Source organism: Bdellovibrionales bacterium (genome assembly GCA_018266295.1).
Taxonomy (GTDB): domain Bacteria; phylum Bdellovibrionota; class Bdellovibrionia; order Bdellovibrionales; family Bdellovibrionaceae; genus JACMRP01.
In genome coordinates this window covers 245,778-268,594 of the sequence record JAFEAQ010000019.1, presented here as the reverse complement: position 1 = coordinate 268,594, position 22,817 = coordinate 245,778, and the positions used below count along the sequence as shown (strand labels likewise).

General features: G+C 47.8%; 16 protein-coding genes. 6 read left to right on the top strand and 10 right to left on the bottom strand.

Annotated elements, in window-relative coordinates; all coding sequences use genetic code 11:
- The first annotated feature begins 91 nt into the window (after window positions 1–91).
- Window positions 92–973 carry a hypothetical protein gene (locus tag JSU04_18575; GenBank protein ID MBS1972318.1) on the top strand — a complete coding sequence of 294 codons (882 nt, stop codon included), beginning with the start codon at window positions 92–94 and terminating at the stop codon, window positions 971–973.
- Between the two features lie 377 nt (window positions 974–1,350).
- On the opposite strand, the gene JSU04_18570 is transcribed toward JSU04_18575, so the two are convergent.
- From JSU04_18570 to JSU04_18555, 4 genes are all read right to left on the bottom strand, one after another.
- Window positions 1,351–2,199 (bottom strand): hypothetical protein, encoded by an 849-nt coding sequence (locus JSU04_18570; GenBank protein MBS1972317.1) that lies wholly within the window; start codon window positions 2,197–2,199, stop codon window positions 1,351–1,353.
- Between the two features lie 143 nt (window positions 2,200–2,342).
- Window positions 2,343–2,750, bottom strand: a complete 408-nt coding sequence (locus JSU04_18565) for a type II secretion system protein GspG (GenBank protein ID MBS1972316.1) — start codon at window positions 2,748–2,750, stop codon at window positions 2,343–2,345.
- Window positions 2,751–2,763: 13 nt separating this feature from the next.
- Window positions 2,764–9,465, bottom strand: a complete 6,702-nt coding sequence (locus JSU04_18560; GenBank protein ID MBS1972315.1) for a hypothetical protein — start codon at window positions 9,463–9,465, stop codon at window positions 2,764–2,766.
- 345 nt (window positions 9,466–9,810) lie between these two features.
- Window positions 9,811–10,095 (bottom strand): hypothetical protein, encoded by a 285-nt coding sequence (locus JSU04_18555; GenBank protein ID MBS1972314.1) that lies wholly within the window; start codon window positions 10,093–10,095, stop codon window positions 9,811–9,813.
- 393 nt (window positions 10,096–10,488) lie between these two features.
- Here JSU04_18555 and pepT point away from each other — a divergent pair, with 393 nt between their 5' ends.
- On the top strand, window positions 10,489–11,730 hold the full coding sequence (gene pepT / locus JSU04_18550; GenBank protein MBS1972313.1) for a peptidase T: 1,242 nt from the start codon (window positions 10,489–10,491) through the stop codon (window positions 11,728–11,730).
- On the opposite strand, the gene JSU04_18545 is transcribed toward pepT, so the two are convergent.
- Entirely contained in the window at window positions 11,727–13,124 is a 1,398-nt protein-coding gene (locus JSU04_18545; GenBank protein MBS1972312.1) for a hypothetical protein, read from the bottom strand. The two genes, pepT and JSU04_18545, sit on opposite strands and share 4 nt — an antisense overlap.
- Before the next feature lie 316 nt (window positions 13,125–13,440).
- On the opposite strand from JSU04_18545, the gene JSU04_18540 reads away from it, so the two are divergent.
- Together JSU04_18540 and JSU04_18535 are read left to right on the top strand one after the other, a co-directional pair.
- Entirely contained in the window at window positions 13,441–14,622 is a 1,182-nt protein-coding gene (locus tag JSU04_18540; GenBank protein ID MBS1972311.1) for a hypothetical protein, read from the top strand.
- 18 nt (window positions 14,623–14,640) lie between these two features.
- Window positions 14,641–15,258 (top strand): YdeI/OmpD-associated family protein, encoded by a 618-nt coding sequence (locus JSU04_18535; GenBank protein MBS1972310.1) that lies wholly within the window; start codon window positions 14,641–14,643, stop codon window positions 15,256–15,258.
- On the opposite strand, the gene JSU04_18530 is transcribed toward JSU04_18535, so the two are convergent.
- The 3 genes from JSU04_18530 to JSU04_18520 are packed head-to-tail and all read right to left on the bottom strand — an operon-like array spanning window position 15,259 to window position 19,079.
- A complete protein-coding gene (locus JSU04_18530; protein MBS1972309.1) occupies window positions 15,259–16,341 on the bottom strand; it encodes a hypothetical protein in 1,083 nt (360 codons plus the stop codon).
- Window positions 16,342–16,719, bottom strand: coding sequence for an Hpt domain-containing protein (locus JSU04_18525; GenBank protein ID MBS1972308.1), 378 nt, complete (start codon window positions 16,717–16,719; stop codon window positions 16,342–16,344).
- Window positions 16,719–19,079: a CHASE3 domain-containing protein gene (locus JSU04_18520; GenBank protein ID MBS1972307.1), complete on the bottom strand. Its 2,361-nt coding sequence runs from the start codon at window positions 19,077–19,079 to the stop codon at window positions 16,719–16,721. Before JSU04_18520 ends, JSU04_18525 begins: the two co-directional genes overlap by 1 nt.
- A gap of 200 nt (window positions 19,080–19,279) precedes the next feature.
- On the opposite strand from JSU04_18520, the gene JSU04_18515 reads away from it, so the two are divergent.
- Window positions 19,280–19,999 carry a response regulator transcription factor gene (locus JSU04_18515; protein ID MBS1972306.1) on the top strand — a complete coding sequence of 240 codons (720 nt, stop codon included), beginning with the start codon at window positions 19,280–19,282 and terminating at the stop codon, window positions 19,997–19,999.
- A gap of 7 nt (window positions 20,000–20,006) precedes the next feature.
- On the opposite strand, the gene JSU04_18510 is transcribed toward JSU04_18515, so the two are convergent.
- Window positions 20,007–20,927 (bottom strand): polysaccharide deacetylase family protein, encoded by a 921-nt coding sequence (locus JSU04_18510; GenBank protein MBS1972305.1) that lies wholly within the window; start codon window positions 20,925–20,927, stop codon window positions 20,007–20,009.
- A gap of 158 nt (window positions 20,928–21,085) precedes the next feature.
- Between JSU04_18510 and JSU04_18505 the strand changes: the two genes are divergently transcribed.
- Window positions 21,086–22,414 carry a PepSY domain-containing protein gene (locus JSU04_18505; protein ID MBS1972304.1) on the top strand — a complete coding sequence of 443 codons (1,329 nt, stop codon included), beginning with the start codon at window positions 21,086–21,088 and terminating at the stop codon, window positions 22,412–22,414.
- Here JSU04_18505 and JSU04_18500 read toward each other — a convergent pair.
- On the bottom strand, window positions 22,361–22,816 hold the full coding sequence (locus JSU04_18500) for a hypothetical protein (GenBank protein MBS1972303.1): 456 nt from the start codon (window positions 22,814–22,816) through the stop codon (window positions 22,361–22,363). The two genes, JSU04_18505 and JSU04_18500, sit on opposite strands and share 54 nt — an antisense overlap.
- Window position 22,817: the final 1 nt, after the last annotated feature.

Sequence of the window (22,817 nt, the reverse complement as noted above, 5' to 3'; positions counted from 1 at the left end):
CTAGATTCATACACAAGAAATTGTTTTATATAGTCTCAGAAATTCCTCCAAGATAATTTCGTCTCCACAACAAATTCCAAGGAGGAATAAAATGAATAGATTGTGGATATTGGGCATGGTGCTCACAACAGGAGTAGTTGCATCAGCACAAATGGCAGCAAACGGATTGGGACTAGTGGCGCCAACCTCAGATGCACTGGCAAATATTTCTCAGCCTCAAACTGGCGAAATCGTTTTCAACAATTCAGATTCAACATTCTACGGAAATGCCGGAACCGTCGCTTCTCCAACATGGGTTGCGTTTGCAGGCTCGGGTGTAAAAGTAGCTCCATTAACTACACGGTACACTTCTGGTAGCGGAACTCATACCTTGACTGGCTCACCGCTCTATATCCGCATACGCATGGTGGGTGGCGGTGCTGGAGGAAATGGCTCCGCAGTAGCTAGCGGTGGATCAAACGGTGGCGCAGGTGGTGGTGGTGGAACTACCACCTTTGGATCTCAACTCATCGCTGACGGCGGTAATGCAGGCAATACGGGCGGTAATACTTTCGCTAATAGTCCGGGAACAGCAACTTGCGGAACAATTACGGACTGTAAAGCCACACGTGGCGGATATGGTGCCGGCGTTAGCTACCAATCCGCAAACAATGAATATTCAGGCGGCGGCATGGGAGGAGTTTCTCCATTTGGTGGAGCAGGCTCTGGCGGTTCTAATGGTGCCGGCTCTTCTGCAGCTGCCAACACCGGATCTGGTGGCGGCGGCGGTGGTGGCCCATCTAGCGCGACTGGTTCAGTTGGTGGCCCAGGAGGATCTTCTGGTGGCTATGTCGAAGCTACTATTGCAAGCCCAGCTTCATCTTACACTTACTCCGTAGGAGCAGGCGGTTCAGGTGGTTCTGCGGGCACAAGCGGCTACGCAGGCGGCGCTGGAGGAAGTGGCTACATCGAAGTTACTGAGTACTATCAGTAGCAACGAAAGGGCTGCGAACTACGCAGCCTTTTTTATTTTAACTAAACGACTACAAGAGAAAATAAGAATAGAAAAGCCAGGAAAAATGTTAAGAAAAATACTTTCTTTAAAGAAGATCTGCCTTTTCGCCAGTCAACAATCAACATGACTATCATCACAATGATAATTAAGAAAGGGGCAAGTCTCGCAGGAAGAGTTTCCCAGAAAGCATGGGGTGGCCGGGGTAGGCCCTTCATCGTAGCTCTCATCCGCGCACTCTCTGCACCTAATGTAAGAGCTTTAAGATTAAATCCGAGAAAAAATAGAAGGAAGTATGTTAGATAGAATTTCATAATATTAGTTTTTGTTCTTACTCGTCCAAGACGGCATTATATTACTTATTTTACAACGACCGGGACAAATACGAGATTAAAACTATTATGTTCCGGAATATTAAAGTAAATCACTTTCCCATCGATCTTAGTTGGATTGATTTCCTTCCACCCTTGAGTATTTTCATCAAAGGCCAAGATCAACACTTTGCTCTTCTTGAGGTCGATCTCATTCCATTTACGACCATTCTTGAACTCCCAGTCTTTTACTGGGATGGGTATGCCTGAACCTTCTCTAGGAAGATTTGTCTTAGCTAAGAGTTTGAACTCAACGCCTTTCCATGTGGAAAGGTTCTCAATATTAAATCGGGTCAAAGCGCCCAAAAGAATGAACTTTTCTGTGTCGACCTCTGTATCAATTCTTGTTGGAACTATCGTGATATGAGATTTCTCACTTGTGCTTTTACTAGGAATAAAAACACCGGCCATATCAATTTCAGTGACGGGCATCTTGGCTTCGATATTTTGATCGATTTTTGAACTTATCTCTTTAATGAATCCATACTTTTCAGCAGAGCAGCAAAAAACACTAATAGTTTTTTCTTCGGCGGTTTTCTTTCCATCATGCACTGAAAACTTGAGCTTGCTTTCACCATTTAAAGCTAATTCACTCTGATCAAAGGTCAGCTTAAACTTTCCGTCTTTAGCAATTTTAGCGGAAACTGATTTCCCATCGCCGGTACCGACAGAAAGAATAACCAGTTTAATATTAGAATCGGCAAATTTTTTCTCTACAGAACCGCTTACTACGATATCTTTTTTTCCTTCACTTCCTGAAAGCCATTGATTGTTTGATAAGGTATCGATGCGAATCTCAGCATTGGCTGCATTTAAAAGAAAAAAAGAAAGCATCATTATAACTATACGCACCTTATTCTCTCTTTTCTGCTTAGTCGGATCTTAGTTCATCGACGAGGATTTTAAATCTTCTTGCTCTATGCATTAAAAAAACCGAAAGATCTGTGAAATTTTCACTGCCTTAACCTTTTGAAAACCGCTCAGAAGGAATTCTTACATTGGCTCGACTCGATTTCACACTCAAAATACAAGTTATGACCAGCCTTTATTTGATCTTCGTTCGTTCCAACACGAATTTTTTTACCATCATTTAGATACTCGAATGCCTTCCCCGAACCGTCTACCGGAAACTTTTTAAAATAAGGCCAATGCATACTCTTTCCTTGGCAAGATCCATTTGGCTCCACCAGAGCTTTTAATCCTTCACTCTGAGTGGGAAACTTCCCACAATCTTTCTTGTATGCAACCAAAGCAGATTCCAACTGCTCCAAAATAATAACGGTTGCTTTTTTTTCTTGGCGAGGCTCCATTGGGCCTCGCTGAGTCATAGCTCTTGTACCAATGAGAAGTACTAATATTAAGAATATGCCACCAATGTATTTTTTCACACTAAAAAACCTTTCACTTCATTGAACCGGGTGATGGGCAACCAGGAGATTTCCTGAGCTGATTGTAAAAATCCATGTATTTTTTCGCATAATCTAAAGCTTGATTGTCTAGCCCTTTGTGAATAGCACCAGTGTCATACTCACCGGCTTTTATAGTTGCTAATACGTCTTGATAAAGCTGAAGAGTAGAGTCCGAATAGCTTTGTCCCGTGTGCAACGCCTCATGAAATACAACTTGAAGTAGCGCTTCCGCACTTGAATTCGATAACGAACCACTATTCATATCGAAAACTTCAGAAATTGTGATTGTTTTTGTCACCGGATCATATTCGCCAAGAGTACCAGGCTCCAACTCGCCAGTCACAAATTTTACCCCTTTTAATTTACTTCCCATAGCAGTCTGAACAATCTTAATTGCAGAATTAATATCATCTTTGTTTAATCCTTGCGGATCAATGAAATTTATTGGATCGTTTGAAACATACCCATATAAATTCGAATCGCCACCTTCAAAGCCAATCGGATCTTTACTTAAGAATCTCCCAGCCAAAGGATCATACTGACGAGCACGATAATAGTACTTTCCAGATTCAATATCGTACTCGCGACCGGTATATCCGTACACCACTGGTTCTGAGTGACGGTTTATCGAATTAACAACTGAGAAACTTGCTCCAAATGGCGTATAAGCTCGAGCACCAGCAGCTGCGGTTGAATTCAATACGGAACCTTGATGATCGGCTTGATATGCTTTACTACTATTAGAGCTTACCTCTCCAAGGTGCTCATCCATGCCAGCATCGGCACCTTGACGATCTAGGTACAGCGATAAATCACCATCTCCAGCCTTCGCCATTAAGATCTGCTCACGATTACCCAGATACAAATAGCTCTGGATGAAACTAGAGGCTACTTTACCCTTAGCTTTGATCTGAATCTTCTTAGCCACCCGTCTTCCCAAAGCATCAAAGAAGTACTGCGCAGACTGACCGCGGATACGGTTGACGTTGTCGTGATCATGATTACAGAAATCCGAGTGACGATGATTGTCGTCAAAGTCATCATCGTTCGGAGTCGCGCCAAGAACTCGTTCGAAACCCGACAACTTGCCATCGACCCGGTAAGTGAATCTGTCCTGATAAGTTCTATTCACGTCAGTCTCCGCAACCAAATTACCACTACCCTCCGCATCCGAAGCAAATGAGTGCAGTTGATCCGCCAATATTTGGTTCGTAGCGAACTGTCCTTGGCCTGTGAAAGAGTCAAAGGTGTGGTTGCCGTTAAGATCGTATTGCAAAGCCTGACTAATCCCGCCGCGGAGTCCGTTTGCTGAAATCAAACGGTCTGCTTCATCATACGCATAAGTCAAACTGCCTGAGTTATGACGGCGTTCAGTGATATTTCCGTTGAGATTATAGGCCAATGATTCATTTAACTCTGCCGCGTTGTCGCGGTAAGCAAGGCTTGTTAACTGATTGGCAATGTCATAGCTAAATTTAGTAACCAGGCGGTCATCAGCATAAACAGCTGACTTGCGGCCGTAAGAATCATAGCTCAATGCAAACTCTAAATCATTGCCACTGAGAACTCCGCGCATATGCTGCATACGTCCCGCGCTGTCGTAATCAGCGACAACAAACGGATTTTTACCTTTTTGAGCAATGGATGCGATATCAGCACTCTGTGCCGCCGAGATAGCATATTCACCCTCGATCAAACTAAGAGGATTACCCGCTTGAGCAGCTTTTTGCGAGAACGCTACGAGGCTATAAGGAGGCAGAGCCTCATTGTTAAACTCATTCAGCGCAACCCCGTTATAAGCGGATTTTAACTGCTCTGGTAAAAGCTGACTTTGATAAGCAAAGTTTGAACTATCTTGCACTTCAAGTACGGTGCCATTCTTTTCCTTCTTCATTACACGGGAAATCAAGCGTCCCATAACGTCATATTTGAATTCACGCACGCTTAATACCGCCGCTGAACCCTGCAAGCCCGAGGATTCACGCACGACTCTGCCCGCGGCATCGTACTGATACTTGATTTCTTTTAATGTCGACGTTGACGAACCATCACTGTTGGTGATCGTCACAGGCTCTAAGCTCTGAACGACACGGCCGTTGCCGTCGCGTGTGTAAGTCGTGCGGTTGCCGACAGCGTCTGTCAATGCAATCAGATCGCCACGCATATTGTATTCATATCGTGTGACGGCACCAATCGCAGACACCTTTCTTACAAGTCTATTGCGAGAATCGTATTCAAGGGTTGTCACACGTCCCATAGGATCTGTGATTGATGTTGGTCTATCATTCTGACGACAGCCAAGGTTGGCAAAGCCATAACCATACTTAGTAATGCGTCCCAGGGAATCTGTCACAGAGCTAATACGATCGCGATCGTCCCAGGTATATTTTGTGATTTGTGAAGTCACACCATCAGTCACTGTTCTTGATACGAGGCGATCACCAGCATCGTAAACATTGATGACGCTTGGACCTGCGGAGTCGTCAACGCGGGTCACGCGATCCAAATTATCGTACTGAATAGACAGTACGCGGCCTGAGCTGAACTTACGACGAACCAAGCGGTGGCGTGAATCGTAAGTGCGTGTTTCAGGATTACGGGAGTCGAAAACTCTTGTCAGCAAACCATCGGCATCAGTCTGGTTAGCAAAGCTGCCGCGATCATTCGTAAATTGAATAGCATGGCCAAATTTATCGTAGGCCATCGAGAGGCTTAAAAGCTTGCTGCCATCCGAACGTTGAATCTTAAGCACATCGCCCTTAGCCGAATCAATCGTGTAATTGAGCGGAGAGCCCGCAAGCGGCGCAATAGACTGCAGCTTATCAAAAGTCGCATCGTACGTCATCGTCGTTGGCTGGAGATCATTCGGACGTTGGAGACTGATCATGTTTCCACGTGCATCGTACTGCATCTGTGTCACATAGCCGAGCTCATCGATTTTTTGTGCAAGCTGATTGGAGTTATCCCAAACTTGCGCAATTCGTCCACCGTCAGCCGCCATAATCTCAGTGAGACGGAAATTACTGTCAAAACGGTAGTCCGTCGACTCACCATCGGTATCAAGAACGCGGGTATTAATATCACCTAGGAATGGCGAGTAGAAATAACTGCGATGGGCATTCCCCGGCTCGACCTGCTCAAAGACTTTACCATTATCATAGTATGAGAAATTAATTTTTCTTCCGAGGGGGTCCGTCAATACTGACATAAGACCGTTGGCCAAAGTACCTACTTGGCCTTGATTGTACTCATAGGTGTAACTTCTTCCGGTAAAGTCAGTTGATTTCGAAAGCTTACCATCAGCCCCGTAAGTGTAAGTATAGACGAAGTTCTCACGTTCACGGAGAATCTGAATTACACGGTTTTGCGCATCGTAAGTAAAGCTCACTCCACCAGTAAATGAGTTATAGATGCGCGAGAGCAATTGATTGGAGCCATAGCTGAGAACAATTTTTTCGCCATGAGGATCGGTAATTTGCGTGAGACTACCAAAAGGAGCCGCATTCGAGCGAGAGAACGTAAGTACGACGCCGCCTTTTTTGCGAAGTTCGTAGCGGTCACTAAATTCACTCAAAGTCGCAAACTGTCCCGGAGGAAGAGTAAAGCTTCCGTTAGAACTTTTTTGATAAATCCACGAACCCCCGTTTTCATCAAGCCAGAAGACGCTTCCAGCTGGATACTTCGCCGGGTTTGCGAGGTACATGTGTGTTCGCCAGTTGTCATGCCAGTTTGGACCAAGCACTTTGCTTGCCACAAATGGGCGCGCAAGGTAGGTGCGTTGATAAACGATATTCGTTTCAGGTGTACGACCCATCAGTTTAAAGTCAGTCAATTGATGCCACATAGCCCCTGTGCCCACGTCAACGGGACTCGGACAAGTGGCCCCAGTATTGTCAGATGGAGAACCCTGCCCATCACCTGCCGGTGCATCTGATGCTAAAGTTGGAGATGCAGCATTTGATCCGCCTCCGGCTGTAACAATTGACGAACCACCAGAGGTTGATCCTTCACTAGAGGTGCCGGCTGACACCACTGCTGTATTTGCCGCAGCCAAAGTTTGATCTGGCGCCAATAGATCAAGGTTTTGTTGATCTGATGGCAAAGGCGCTGGCAAGTCTGAGCCTGCAGCTGCTTGGGTGTACTGAGTGATAAAGACATGGTGATAGTCACTTGGTGTATCCGTTGCAAGCACAATGGCAACACCCACCCAACCCGAAGGCAAAGTGAGTGAATCCGTTAAACTGTACATCCTCTTATTCGTGTTGATGTAGCTATCTAAGAAATCTACCTGCTCAAGCATGCCTGGGCCAAGTTGTGCGATGATGCTTGGACGATTGGCCGTCGTCAGTGGCACATTTTTAATAAATTTATATGAACCCGGTGTCTGCGCGTTGATCTCAGAGGCTTTTTGTAAAACGCGGATTGCAGACATTGAAGGCACGCCGTAAAGTTCTTCCCAAACCTCGGCCTCAACTCCAGAAGCTGTTAATGCAAGATCATTACGTGCCTGCATAAAGTTTTGGTAATTAGCAAGGCTAGCATAGTCACCGGCGGCAGGATAATCGCGGAATTGCCCTGACTCGTCGATATACACTCCTGATGGAATCACGCCAAGAGCACGATCGCCAGCAGCAATGACACGGGAAACAGCACTAGATGCCGTAAACGCATACATACCTGTGCCGCCTGTTGCTCGAAGGCGGTGCATGTCCCGTTCAGATTCACCGTTACGTAGCATATTCATCTGAGCAGCCAAACGCAAAAGACCCGTCATGATTTCTTGGCGTCTTGTTGCTGGATTTGCTCTTAAAGCTTGAATGCGCTGAACTTCGCGGTTGATTTCGGCTTGGTTCACAGGCGACATAAAGCGATTTATGACTTGCACTTGACCTGCACGTCCTTGCCATTTGCGGAAATCTACAGACTTATAGTATTTCTCTGGGTCACGGAAATAGTGAATGTAATCATAGGCATCTTTGAAAGCCATCGGTGTTGACGCAAGGATCTGATCGCCGAGGCGAATTTGCAGATTGCCATCAGCCTGACTGCTACTTTGGCCAATGACACCTGTCGTATGTGAAATAGCCAATGGCAGATCACGAATTTTTGGTGAAGGCATTTTTACTCTTAATAAAGAGTAAGTGGTATCGCCCTCATGACCCAAACGAAGTTCTGAAAAGTACTGATAGCTATTTGGAATACTGTTTGCTTGCTCATAAATGCAAGGCTGGCGGACTCCGGGTAGGTTTTGTAGCAGCTTACTAGAAGCCGGCACAATCATCGCACCGTTATCGATAATACCGATATCTGAAAGGCTCGCATTTGCGCCAAGCACACCACGGACAGCACTATTTCCACGGCGCATAAGCTCATCAGTTAAACTATAGTTTTTAACATAGAGTCCGTTGGCATCCGGTAAGAAAAGCCATTCGTTAGTCGAATCACCAATCGGAATCTGAGTGATTTTGCCAAGGCTTAAATCATGTGGCAAAGACATTGGATCCAATTGCAACCATTTGCCGTCGATGTAGGCGCGCACCCACACTTGCGGCAAGTGATAAATGTTTTGTCCATTTTCGCTGTGAGCGATGCGATTTAAATCAAAGTTGCCATTGGAGTCTTGGAAATACTCAGCCAGAAGCTCATGAAACGCCCAGTAAATTGGCTTATCACCAACAACATGAAACACACTGTTGGTATCATGGCTATTAAGGAAGACTTCACCCATCACATAGTGGGCCGGAATATTTTTAGCGCGTAACAAAGCAATCAGAAGCGTCGCTTTATCAGCAGACGAACCGGTTCCAGATTGAATAACCTGGGTCGCAGTTTGTGTCGCACCAAAATGCGGGATAAATTGAATTTGATCACGGACAAACGCAAACACGGCCTCTGGCGAGCTGAGTTGTTGTGCTGCTGCCATGACCTCGGTACTTCGCTCAGTATAGAGGTCGCTTCCCGTCAACGCTTCACCTGTTGGCGATGGATCAACAAGGTTTACAGGTGTACAAGTTACTGTCGCTATAGCCGCAGCCTGAGCAGCTGCAGGAACAACTGGTGGAGGGTTAAACAGCGCTTTTCCGCGAAACTTTCCTCCTCCGTAACTATACGAACTTCCATGCCACTCATCTTTTTTCGATCCCTCAAGTCCTGGCACAACTTTAAAATCAAGTATAGCCGGTAATACGGCCATCTTTTCTGAACTTGAAATATTTGAAGCCAGCGTTACTGCTTGCTTAGCAAGATCGAGCAATTCAGGTTTGACAGCTTTAGCTAATTTAGGTTGGCGAGAAATCGCATCTATGGCCGCCTTAAGACTTGCTGATGTAGACCGAACCGTCGCGACCGCGAGAGTTTTCGCATTCGCATCTGTCGCATTCTGAGCTGTACGATATTTTTCGCCGAACTCCATCACCTTCGCCAGCAACATCGCATTTGGATCATGCGCCGCTTGCGACTGAAGCGTCGGCATTAAGCCTTGAATAAATTTAGCATCTTCCGGCTTGAGGATCGGCTGATGTCTTAACGCATTCTCAGGTGAGTTTGACGCCAAAACTTTGGAGTCCACAGGCGTTGCATATTTGGCCTGATAAACCATAAATGCGCCACCGCCAATGGTCGCTGCTGCCATGAATGCGAGACTGGTTTTAGTTGAAGATAAGGAGATTACTTTGTGCAAGATCGTACGTGCCACGGTTGCATCCTCTTTATAGATAAGATCAAACTTAATTTGTTTAACTTATCGGAGGGTGCTGCCCAGACTAAAGTTATATTGTTTAACTTGATTTACTCAATGTTTTCCTGATTTCAAAAATTCTAAGGACACGATCGAGCATCCATCATCTTAGAAAGATGTTCGATGATTAATGATGCGATGATTTTACATCGTGTCTTTCTGAAACGAAGGTATAAATACATTTTTTCTTTTGGCAAAATTATGGCATCGGAGTCTTAGTTTTTTCGATGAGGACTTTAGAACAATGATTTCATACTTACAAAGAGAAATGGCCGTGATTTTTTCACGGCCTTATTTTTTGAACTAGTCTTCTTTAGTACCAACTTCGCCGGTGTAAGGATTCACATTTCCTTTGTGTGACCAGTTATCAAGTTTTGTATTGTTAGGCGCTGATCGTTCGTGCGGAGCTACGTAGGTTCCGTCTTTCTTTGTATATCCGTTCACATGAACTGACCTCGGGTTTGAATACGAATGGGAATATGAGGACGCGCTGCTGTGATGCCCGCCACCACCGCGAGCGTTTGCCTCCACAGTCACTCCAAATACCATAGCGGAAGCAAGAATGGACCTTACTAAAAATCTACTCATAAATTTACCATCTCCCATCAATAAGTTGTTAGGTTGCTGCATACATATAATAAGAGACTAAAACCTAATGAACTATGGAATTAGAAATTCGTATCAAACTAATACGTATTTATAAAGATTTGGACGTTCTTCTCAAGAAAATACTAATATGAAAGATGCAATGAAAAGCATCCTCTCAGAGCCCATCTACATAGCTACACTCGTTATGGCCGGCATTACCTGCTTGGTTGTTTTCACCACATATCCACACAGTCCTTTACGCGAGGAGCCCGCAAGAAAGCCTGAGCCACAGAAATTTGACTTCCTGGATCGACCTGACGTCGCTGACAAATTGGAAATGTATTTTAATACTAGGCATTGATAAATCCGTTCATTCTTGTAACGATGTAACGGATGAAATCTACAACTTCACTAGAAAAACAACTCACCGAACGCTTCTTCCGCTATCTAGCCGTGAGCTCACAGAGCGATGACAACATCGCTAACCTCCCAAGCACCCCGGGTCAGCAAAAGCTCGCGGAACTTCTCGCGGAAGAACTCAAAGCTCTCGGGCTCAAAGACATCAAGATCGACCAACACGCTACCGTCACCGCCGTTAAGCCCGGAACTAAAAAAGGCGGCCCCCGTATTGGGTTCATCACCCACATCGATACCGTCGACGTGGGCCTTAGTCCCCATATTCATCCGCAGATCCTTACCTTCACCGGTGACGACGTTTGCCTGAATCAAAAAGAAAACATCTGGCTGCGCGTTTCCGAACATCCTGAGATCCTTCCCTATAAAGGTCAGCAAATCATTTTCAGTGACGGCACCAGCGTCCTCGGCGCTGACAACAAAGCCGCCGTCACCGTCGTTATGACCTTGCTTGCGAATCTGCGCAACGACCAGGAATACGGCGATATCGTCGTTGCCTTTGTCCCCGATGAAGAGATTGGACTACTCGGAGCTAAAGCTCTGGATCTTGCGCGCTTTGATGTGGATTTTGCCTATACCATTGATTGCTGCGAACTCGGTGAAGTGGTTTATGAAAACTTCAATGCCGCCACCGCCGATATGACTTTCACCGGTGTCACCGCACATCCTATGTCCGCCAAAGGTGTCTTAGTAAATCCGATCCTGATGGCGCAAGATTTTATCAGTCACTTTGACCGCTCGGAAACCCCCGAAAACACCGCCGGCCGCGAAGGCTATATCTGGTTCAATGGCATGAACGCCACTCAACAAGAAGCCAAGCTGACCGCTTCTATTCGTGATTTTGATCTCAAAAGCTTTGCTGCACGAAAAAAGAAAATCGAAGAAGTTACAAAGACCATCGCCGCCAAATATCCGACAGCGCAAGTTTCAACGAAAATCACCGATACCTATAGCAATATCAGCAGCGCCATCGGCGAAGATCGCCGAGCCATTGATTTGATTTTTGCCGGCCTTAAAGAAATCGGTGTCGAACCGAAAGTCATTCCCATGCGCGGTGGCACCGACGGCGCCGCCCTTTCTGCAAAGGGCATCTTAACGCCTAACTACTTCACCGGCGCTCTGAATTTTCATTCGAAGTATGAGTTTCTGCCACTTCAATCTTTTGTGAAGTCCTACGAGTTGACAGAGAAAATTTGCCTGCTGGCTGCAAATCTGAATTAAGGATTCACAATAGAATTGGCAAACGTCGTTTTACGCAAATCCAGCTGATGCTGAACAAAATAAAGCTTATCCGCAAACGGACTTGGCGTCAGTGCTGACGTCAATACGATTTCGCCGAGGATAAATCTCTTCTTCGCTTCGGTCTCTGCAATCACATAGTACATGCGATCGTTTGGCTTTAACGATGTCAGCTTGTAACGGAAATCCGTTTCCACTTTGCCTGGCTTATAAGGAGCAGAACTTGTGACCGCGGCTTTACGAGCCGCTGGCAAGTTGTCTAATGCCGGCTTAAACACCAAACGCCATGGACGCTTCTGTGCTGCTGGCTCCACGGCGTGGCCCTTGCTGTCTGTTTGCGCGAGACTCTGAATCGAAATCACAAACGGATGCGGGCCCGCGTTTGAGTGTGGATCGATTTTATCCAGCGGAATCCCCGTCACATCCGGAATCACCTGGAAGAATCTCTTTCCAACAAGGTTCATCACATAGTGGTTCACGGCATTTCTGTCGTATCTATCCATCATTTGTTTTTTCTCTGCCCCCTCAGCGGTATTGAAACCTGACGGCGCGTGCTTTGAAAAGTCCGGAGAGAATTCGTATTTGAAATAATTCTGATCCGATCCTTGCCCTGCAAGAGATTCCATGGCAACGAGGTCGACGCTGCGCTGACCATCGATCAGGAACTTTAAACCCAATCCCGGAATGAACTCGAGCAATAAAGATTTGTTTCCGACTTCGATGGTTTCAGCGACTGGATTTGCCACAGACACTCTGAGGAGGAGCGGAATGCCGTTTTCATTTCCTTGAGGTTGCAATAAACCCGTAAACGGATTTGCCGTTTCGCCCGTCACTTTATCATTCGCATCGAGAGTTTTTAGTTTTGGGTAAACCACCATGCGCGCTGTTGCGAGGGATCCCAACGCATGAACCTTTTTTGCCGCCGGTTCTTCAAAGAGCTCGCACTTTCTTGAGAAGGTCGTGCGCAGGCTTTTATAGCCCACGGAATCATTTACTGCCGGCACAAGGAACTTCACTGTAGCTTGAACAGCTTCTGTCGCAAATCCCAAACGGTGTTGTGGATAGAATGCTTCGCGAACATACTTTTCATTCGCTCCGTCCTGCCCTTGGGTCACACCGTCGACGGTGACAGAAGAAATCGCCGGGCTTTTACTTTGGGTGGCCACTTCGTTAATGGATCGGCGCTGATAATCTAAAAAAAGATTTTGCTTGGCTTCTCCTGTAAGAGAGCTTGGCACTTCACACCCAGGTTCGCTCGCAGCTCCACTTGCCACTTGGCGCTCGGAGTTGGTGTCTGTTGTCGTTGCAACTTTTGAAGTCGTACACGCTAAACACATTGCCGAAAGAGTCAGAATCGCACCCGCACCAAGTCTCATGGACGTCTCCGTTTTCAGTGAAGTTCTTTTAATAAATTAGCACCAAGAAAACCCTTTCGCCTGATATATTTCGAAGCCTGGGCGTTGGTCTCTAACACCTGAAAGCCTTGATCGAAATCGCTACGCAAAACCGGACCGGCGATAAGAACGATCGGAAATGATCGGTAATTCAGTTTTTTTTCCGCAGACGTTGCAAGCACTTACAAGTCGTCGAAACAAGTCCAGTGTCATTTTGATTTTCCACTTGAGATCTGTTTTGGACGAAGTCGGAACGACGCCCTAGTCTTTATTTATTAAAAATAAGTAAGGACTACTAATGGCGAATCGGCGCGAATTTTTGGCTAGATTTTTACAGACGTTTTTATTGTTTCTCTTCCCGGAGAAAATTTTCGCACAACTCATCCCCTTTGCATTCTTCAAAAAATACACTCCACCTGTGACGCTTTGGGGCTGGGCCGCTAATGCGACCGGCGTGCTGGGGGATGGGACGACCACCGATGTGGCTGCGCCAAAACAAATCGGCACTGACGGCAACTGGCGCGATATTTCGACCGGAACAACAACTACTCTGGCCATTAAAGAGCCCGGCACTCTGTGGAGCTGGGGCGCCAACGACGTCGGTCAATTGGGCGCCGGCACCTCCGGCGCTGCGACCTATCGAAGTTCTCCAGTGCAAGTGGGAACTGCCACCGACTGGAGCGCGATCTCGCTCGGGGCTTACAATTGCCTCGCCCTAAAAACCGATGGCTCGCTGTGGTCGTGGGGCGGTGGTACCGATGGAGCCCTGGGGTTTGGCAACTCAACGGCGAAAAGCACTCCCACTCAACTTGGAACAGACACGGACTGGGCCACAATTCGCAGCGCTTATCATAATTGCTTCGCGATAAAAACCAACGGCACTCTCTGGTCCTGGGGTTTGAACGACACAGGTCAACTTGGTTCTGGCACAACGGCAGCGCGCAGTTCTCCGGTTCAAGTCGGAGCCCTCACCGACTGGGCCCAGATTTCCAGCTGCGGAGCTCGTGCTTTCGGAATCAAGACCGATGGCACGCTGTGGGCGTGGGGAGAAAATGGCCGTGGTTCGTTAGGACTGGGCGATATCGCACATCGCAGCTCGCCCGTGCAAGTCGGCGCAGGAACGTGGCTGAAAGTTTCCGCTGGCGTCAGTCACACTCTGGGCATCATGTCGAATGGGACACTGTGGGCTTGGGGTGCCAACGGCAGCGGCCAGCTCGGCACTGGCAACGTGATCAACCGCAGCTCGCCTGTTCAGGTGGGAACAGCGACGGATTGGAAAGAGGTCGCTGGCAGCGAAGGCAACACCTTTGCAATAAAAACCACCGGCACTCTGTGGGGCTGGGGCATTAACTCCTCCGGAGAACTTGGCTATGGTGACACAAACAATAAAAGTTCGCCTGTCCAAATTGGCAGTGCCACGAATTGGAAGAAAATGGATGCCGCAGCATTGGACACGCATATTCTTGCGATCCAAGCATAGTCCGGCGACAATAAATCCATGGCAAAAAAGAATCCCCAAATCGATGCATACATTAAAAAATCACCGGACTTCGCAAAGCCGATCTTAAAGCACCTGCGCAAGGTGATTCATAAAACCTGTCCTCAAGTCGTTGAAGAGATGAAATGGAACTCTCCGTTTTATCTTTATCAAGGACGCATTCTTTGCGCGACGATGGCTTTTAAAAAGCACTGCGCCGTGGTGTTCTGGAAAACTCCGCTGATCGTAAAGAAAAAAGGGGCTAAGGCCAAAGCGCACATGAAACACATGCGCAAGATGACGATGGTCGAAGATCTTTTGCCCGATAAAGAATTTGCCGAATACTTAAAGCTTGCGATGCATTTCAATGAGCCGACGACGAAGCTCCCGCCGCGCGAGAAACGCACCACCGTCGTAAAGCCGCCAAATGATTTAATGGATTCCTTACGGGCAAATCCAACGGCGCTTAAAAATTTCAATGCTTTTACGCCTTCTAAACGCAAAGACTATATCTATTGGATCTTGAGCGCGAAAACAGACCCAACTCGCGAAGCGCGCATCGAGACTTCCATCGATTGGATCAGCGAAGGCAAATCGCGCAATTGGAAATACGAAATGACCAAGAAAAAGAAGAAATGATTATTTAAATTCCCGAATCTTAAGGGCCTGAGCTTCATTCGGGCCTTCACCGCTGCCAAAAAGACGCGGATCTTCCACCAAGCGCCCCAGCAGATCTTCCATATCGTCTTCGCTAAAAGGCGCCGAGGCCAGAGCCGCCAGCAACGGCAATGCCGTCTCTGCCGAGTACTTACAATTCACAAAATGAGCCAGCAATCGCTCCGACGCCACGTCGGTGTGCTCAAAATGAAGTTCCGCCTCGGCAAGCTCCATCAGCTGTTCATAGTTTTTAAACCATTCCGTCTCTGAATGGCGTTGATACACCTGATCTAAAATAAACTCGGCCATCCCCTCATTCAAGCTGTAGGCGCCGCCGGAAATCTCCTCGCAAAGATTCATCTGCAGCGAAAGATCCGTTTGATCCAGGAGCTGACTCAGGAACTTCATCCCTGTCGTAGGATTTTGTCCCATCAAATACTGAAAGTAATAAAGCGACTTAACGAGTCCGCCGGAAATCGATCGCTTCTGAATCGCCAGGCCGTTTGGAAAGTAATTCCATTGACGCAAAGACGGCTCATTAATCGTCTTTACACAGAGTGTGACCGTGGGATTTTCCAAGTGAATCACTCGATGCGTGAGATCTTTTCCCGGCGCAATGGTGCGCACATCCCCCGGGAACAGTAAACTCATTTCTGGTGTGCCCAGTTCCGTCTGCTCTGTATCCGGTGCGTATGTTTTTAAAGTCTTTGGTTTAAAATCCTCTTGCAGCGATTTTCCGTGCAGAACTTTGAAGGCTCCGCGGAATCCATGGCTATGAATGGAGGTGTCGAAGTTGAGCCAAATATAAATATCAACAACGAAGCGGCCATTATTGAAAACCGTCACCGGAGGTTGGCCGAAAGTATTATGCACATTGATCTGCTCAGGCAGAGGCTTGGTCTGCAATAACCACTCAGACAGAGCCTTATCAAACTCATCTTTCGAGAGACGGTATTTGAAATCCTTCAGCGCTGTGGTGGCTATTTCGGGAAAAGCTGCCAAGCTGTGAGCGGCTTTGCTCCATTGGGCTTCAACATCCGTGGCGAGGTCTGCAAAGATTTTCATTCAGGCGGCACTCTTTGTCAGGCGATCGTACTCTTCTTGGACTTCTTTATAAAAGACCTGAAACACCTGTTGGGCGGCCGTGACTTTGCCCGCATCCATCACCGGCGGCGTGGCCCGGCAGCCGGCTTCGATCTCGGCAAATTGAGCAGAAAGGCCCGCAGCCCCCAGTGAAGCACAGGTGGACTTCAATGAATGAGAATAATGACGGGTTTTAGCGACATCTCCGGCGGCTGAGGCCGCAAGAAGCCCTTGCATATGGGTCGTTGACGCTGTGAGGACCGTGCTCAACAATTCTGTAAAGAAGCCCTCAGAGCCTTCTGCTTTTTCGAATTCACGAAGACCCTCCCAAACGGATTTATCGATAACCGGTGTTTTCATTAAGCCGCCTTCTGCTTCTGGGTCCACTTCATCAAAACCGCTTGCAGTGCATTGGGTGTAATTGGTTTTGAGATGTAATCATTCATTCCCACTTTCAAACACTGTTCGCGATCACCATCCATCGCGTTCGCGGTCATGGCAATGATGGTGATCTGCGGATTCGGCAGAGTTTTACTTGCACGAATCGCCAGGGTCGCTTCATAGCCGTCCATGATCGGCATCTGACAGTCCATTAAAATCAGGTCATAAGGACGCTCATTCAAAGCATCCAGAGCTTCCTTACCGCTCGCAACGGCATCGGCATGGAAACCCATGTGTTTGACGAGTTTCAAACTGATCATTTGATTCACCGGATTGTCTTCGGCAATCAGAATACGGATATTCGTATCGACCTTCAGGGGTCTCACGCTGTCGGCTGCTGAGTGCAGATCCTGAGGTTTTACACCGGCTTTAAAGCGGACCGTAAACCAGAAGTTCGAACCTTCGCCTTCACGGCTTTCAACACCGATGGTACCGCCCATGCGCTCTGCCAGTCTTTTAGAAATCGAAAGACCCAAACCGGTGCCACCGAACTTTCGTTTCGTCGAAGAATCTGCCTGATGGAATTCAGTAAAAAGCTGCGGCAAGAGCTTTGCCGGAATACCGATCCCCGAGTCCTTAATGGAGAATTTCAATTCTGCCACATCGGCATTTTCGTGCTCGCAAACGGCCTTAATACTCACGGCCCCTTTGTTCGTAAACTTGATCGCATTTCCGATCAAGTTATTCAAAATCTGGCGCAGGCGGTACGGATCCCCTTTCACATAAAGCGGAAGCTTTTTATCAATATCTAGATGGAGCTCAATCCCCTTCATCTGCGCGCCGTAGCGGAAGGACTTTGTCACGTCCTGCAAAGTGCTGACGATATCAAAATCGAGTTCTTCCATTTCCAACTTGCCGGCTTCGATCTTCGAAAAATCGAGAATGTCATTTACGAGGGATAAGAGCGAATCACCCGACTGTTGCAGTGTGCGCGTCAAATCAGATTGCTCCTCCGACAGCGGGGTTTTCATCAGCAAGTGAGTCATGCCGAGAATGCCGTTGAGCGGGGTGCGAATTTCGTGACTCATATTTGCCAAGAACTGAGCTTTGACCTTCGAAGCCGCTTCGGCTTCTTCTTTGGCCTTGTTCTTTTCGGCAAACTCGTGCGCACGGCCCAGAGTCGCCGAAAGCAAACTCATCATCAGTTCCAAAGAACGCTTCTGAGCTTCGCCGAAACGATGGGCTTCTGAGGCCGCCACTTTCAGAACCCCGATACTTTGATTATTATGAGAAATCGGCGCCACCATCATCGAGCGCACATTCGTCTTGCGGCAGGCCTCGCGGTTTACACGTGCGTCGCTTTCAGTGTCGTAGCATATTAAAAGGCGGTCCTGCGCAAAGGCCAAGCCCGAGAAGCTGCCTTGCATTTTAATTCTTAAACCGTGATGAGGTTTTCCGAGACCACTGGCAAAGCGATAAACCAATTCGTCGCCTTCAAGCATTTCGATGATCGCACCATCGGCCGAGGTCAGCTGCGCGGCCTCGCGAACGATGAGCTCCATGATCTCTTTGGTTTCAAGTCCAGCCATCCCGAGACGGTTTTGCATGCGATTGATGGCTTTTAAGTTTTCACTCTGCGCTTCAAGCTGAACATTGCTTTCTTTCAGCTCGCCTTCCACCCGCATGCGGCGGCGGTGGGCCATCTGAACCAAGAAGATTGCAATCACAAAAAAGCAGATCGAAGCAAAACTGCTGGCAAGGACGATCTCCATATGAATACGCAGAACCTTGCTCGTTTCAATATTCAGCCCGGCGACGATATCCATCTGCGTGCGTTCCATTTCGCTGATGATCTCACGAATTCTTTCCATCAGGGTCGCGCCACGGTCCGTCTGAACGATCTTCTTGGCTGCTTCAAAACCTTTCGTCCGACGGGCTTCAACCGCATCATTCAGCTCATTGAGCTTCATTTCAATAAGCGGTTCCAGCGCCATCAAACGACCGACTTGATCTGGCTGTGATTTTAAACTTTCTTTGAGGCGTTGAATTTGGTTCGGTATGCTAAACTGAGCCGATTCATAGGGTGTCAGATATGTTTCTCGGCCGGTAATGATATAACCACGTTCGCCGGTTTCAGCATCCTTAATTTTGGAATGCAGAGTTTCAAGCTCCACCACTGCTTGGCGCGCGCGGGCCCGCTCTCCGGTGCGTTCTTCGATATGACGGATTGAAAGTTGCGAATACAGACTGGAACCAACCACGAGACTCGTAATTAGTAACAGAATAAAAGAGCTCACCCAGTGGCTCTGTGTTGCGATCTTGCGAATGTTCTTTTCCAACTTCTAACTCCGCTATTTGACTCTGCTTCTTTTCGGTTTAAAGCTGTCGTGATTTAAGTTGGAATGGGCTCAAGAAAGGCCTTTCTAGTCCTTACGCGGGTCCTGCTTTTTTGCCTCCCAGACCTGGCCTTTGGGTGATTCCACAAACCCAGCCTCGAGTTTTCGAAAAAATCCGTCGAAAAAAAAGTTGAGGGAAGAGCATGAACACCCATCGTATTCTTTTAGTTGAAGACTCCGCGGACGTTCAAGTGATCGTCGCGGCGGCGTTGAAAAGAAAATTCGATCTGAAGATCGTTTCGACGGTTGCCGAGGCTTTGCAAGAACTTGCAAAGCAAACCTATTCCTTGCTCATTTTGGATGTCGAGCTGCCTGACGGCGACGGCTTTAAAATCTGCGCACAAATCAAACTCGAAGAACGCCATCGCAACACTTCCGTGATTTTTCTGTCCGGCCGCGGTCAAACAACAGACAAGGTGATGGGCCTGACTTTGGGCGCTGACGATTATATCGTAAAACCCATTGATCCTTTGGAATTCCAAGCCCGCGTTGAAGCTCGCCTGCGCAATGTGAGTCATTCGCTTGAACACAACGACGTCCTCCGTGTGGGCCCGTTCCGCCTTCAAGCCCTGCAACAGAAAATCTTCCTCGTCACAGACACGGGGGAAACGGATCTCGAATTAAAAACGATGGAGTTCAAACTCTTTTCGTACCTGCTTCGACACGAAGACCAAGTCTTGAGCCGCGAGCAGCTTTTAGATGCCGTGTGGGGCCAGGCTGCAAATGTCACCGACAGAACTGTGGATACTCATATCTACACGATTCGCCAGAAGCTCAAAACCTATTCAGGTTGCATCCAATCCGTGCCGCGCGCAGGATACAGATTCACGAGCAAACCAGAGACTTCGAAGAAAGCTGCTTAAGCGGCGACTACATACAAATCTTATTCAGCTTGTCTTCAGGAAACTCGTCAAAAGGTTGCATGCCGAGGTCTTTGATCGTTTTACCGCTGCCGCGCAGAACTTGATACTGAAGCTCGCCGCCCCACTTGAGTGTCACGCCGGGATCGATTTCGTAAATCGGATCCTTCACCGCTTCAGCAAGCGGAATGAATTCAACGCCTTTCTTTTCGTAGTTCGTGAGCATTTGATCTAGCACTTGAATGTCCAAAGCTCCGACGTGCATCAAGAGAATGTGGGGAATTTGTTTTTTGAAAACCTTCTTCGACACTTCTTCGGAGTGCAACATATTGTCCGTGGCATTTTGTAAGTAAGACTCTTTCAGCCACTCGATGGATTTCTTATCGTTCTTTTCCAGGCAGCGTGCGTAGGGGTTGTTCCAAGCCCAGTCATTGAAGTCGATAGTCACTTGCGCGATCTTGTAACCCTTCTCTTTAAGATGAGCGCGAACTGCATTGCGCTTTTCTAGGGTATCGCCTTCGTGCAAGTTCGGATAACGGAAGTACTTCCAATCTGCTTTGCCGCTGACGCCTTTTAAGTACTCGTCATTCAAATCAATCGCCTTGATGAAAACGTCTGCCGGATTCTTATTCAGGCTCGGATGATCCCAGGTGTGATTCCCCAAAGTATAACCGGCGTCCTGCCACACCTTGATGGCTTTAAGTGAATCCTCGGAGTCATCACCGCGGCCTTTGTTCACGAAGGCGTAGACCCCCGGGACTTTGTGCTTTTTCAGAATATCGACGTACTGTTTAGCGATTTCATAGCGAGTCATGCCCTTTGGAAGATTTCCATGCGCCGGAATATCATCCACCGTGATCGCGATTTTAATTGCCGCCTGCGCGTTTAAAGAAAAAACCACCGCCAAAAATAGAACAAACTGTTTCATCATGACCTTCCTTGGAATATTCAGCCTAGTCTGAACAAACTTCCCGATCAATCACACTCTGCAGCGGCCTTATCTGTTTTCCAGTGTTTCACGAATTTCTCACTCAGTGAAACATTGCTTTCCCCGCCGTTCCTGTTAGTTTCTGGGTATCGGGAGTTATCGTGAAAAAAAATAAGCTGTATGCACGCATCTGGAGATGGCATTTCTATGCGGGCCTTCTCGTCATTCCTTTTATGCTCATTCTGGCCGTCACTGGCAGCATTTACTTGTTTAAGCCGCAGCTCGATCCTTTGGTTTATCCGCAACTCTTAAAAGTAGCACCCGCCACGAACACACTCGCTGATTCTGAAATTGTGCAGAAAGCCAAAGCCGCTTACCCGTCTGCCACGGTTGAAAGTTATTTTGCGCCCGCGACAACTGAAAGCAGCGCTGCGATCGGCATGTCGGACTTGGGTCAGAAATTCAATGTCTACGTCAATCCTCACGACGGCCAAGTGCTCGGCATGCGCGATGAAGCGAGCTACTACCAAAACGTGGTTAAGAAAATCCACGGCGAACTTCTCGCTGGCACGATCGGCGATCGCCTGGTTGAAACCGTCGCATGCTGGGGTTTGATTTTGATTTGCAGTGGCCTTTACCTGTGGTGGCCTCGCGGTCAGAAATTCTGGGGAGTTTGGTTGCCACGCTGGAATGGCGGCTCGCGCATTTTCTGGCGCGACCTTCACGCCTGCCTCGGGTTATACACGGCGATCCTTATTAGTTTCCTCATTATCACCGGCCTACCATGGACCGGCTTCTGGGGTGAGCGCTACGCGAAGGTTTGGAATAGCTTTCCACCCCACGCATTTGCTTCAACTCCTGAATCCAAGATGCTGACAGCAGAACTGAATAAGGGCCAAGAGCAAATGGTTCCGTGGGCCGCAGAAACGGCGCCAATGCCGACATCGGCTCATGTGCATGAGAAGTCCGTGAAGAGTGCCTCAGCAAATCAAATCAGCATTGATCGCGTCACAGAAATTGCGCGCAAAGAAAATCTGCCGGGTGGATATAAAATCGCCTACCCTCAGGATGAAATGGGAGTCTTCACTTTGTCCTCGTTCCCCGGCGATCCTCGCCTGGAAAGAACGATTCACATCGATCAATACAGCGGCACTGTCGTCGAAGAAGTCAGCTATGCCGACTACAATCTTTTTGCAAAAACGGTTGAATACGGAATTTCATTACATCAAGGATTGGTCTTTGGCTGGCTCAATCAGTTGCTCGCACTGATTGCGTGCTTAGCACTCATCGGACTTTGCGTGAGTGGCACCGTGATGTGGTGGCGCCGTCGCCCCAAGGGTGGCCTCGGAGCACCTCGCAAAGTCGAGGGCCGAAGCCCCCTGGTGATTCTTGCCATTATGGCGATCTTTGCAATCGCACTTCCGATGGTCGGCTTATCACTGATTGCTGTTTTGGTCGCGGATTTCGCTGTGACGAATATCACCACCTAGGTAAGACGTCCTTGCAAACACGGTGGAGCCGTGAATCGCCGCCACGAGCAAAATCCATTGCAATGGTTTAAACCATTTTTGTTTCTTGCGGGCAGCCCACTCAGTGGCGATCGCTAAAACTGCGATCAAGATACTAGAGCGGAAAGCCCAGTCCGCCGCTTCCTCATGGGGTTTAATAAAGACCTTCACACCGGCATCGAGGGTTTTAAGAATATCTTCAGCCTGTTCGCCCGTCTCCATCGCGATCCAACCGAAAATGCCGGCGATCACAAAAAGTGCCACCGCAAGAACTCGAAGGTCGGCTGATTTTCGTATCATCGAAAAGATCAAAGCCGCGACTCCGATAAAGATACAGAAAAGAGAAACATGGTTTACAAGCAAATGCAGATGTGCGCCGTTCATA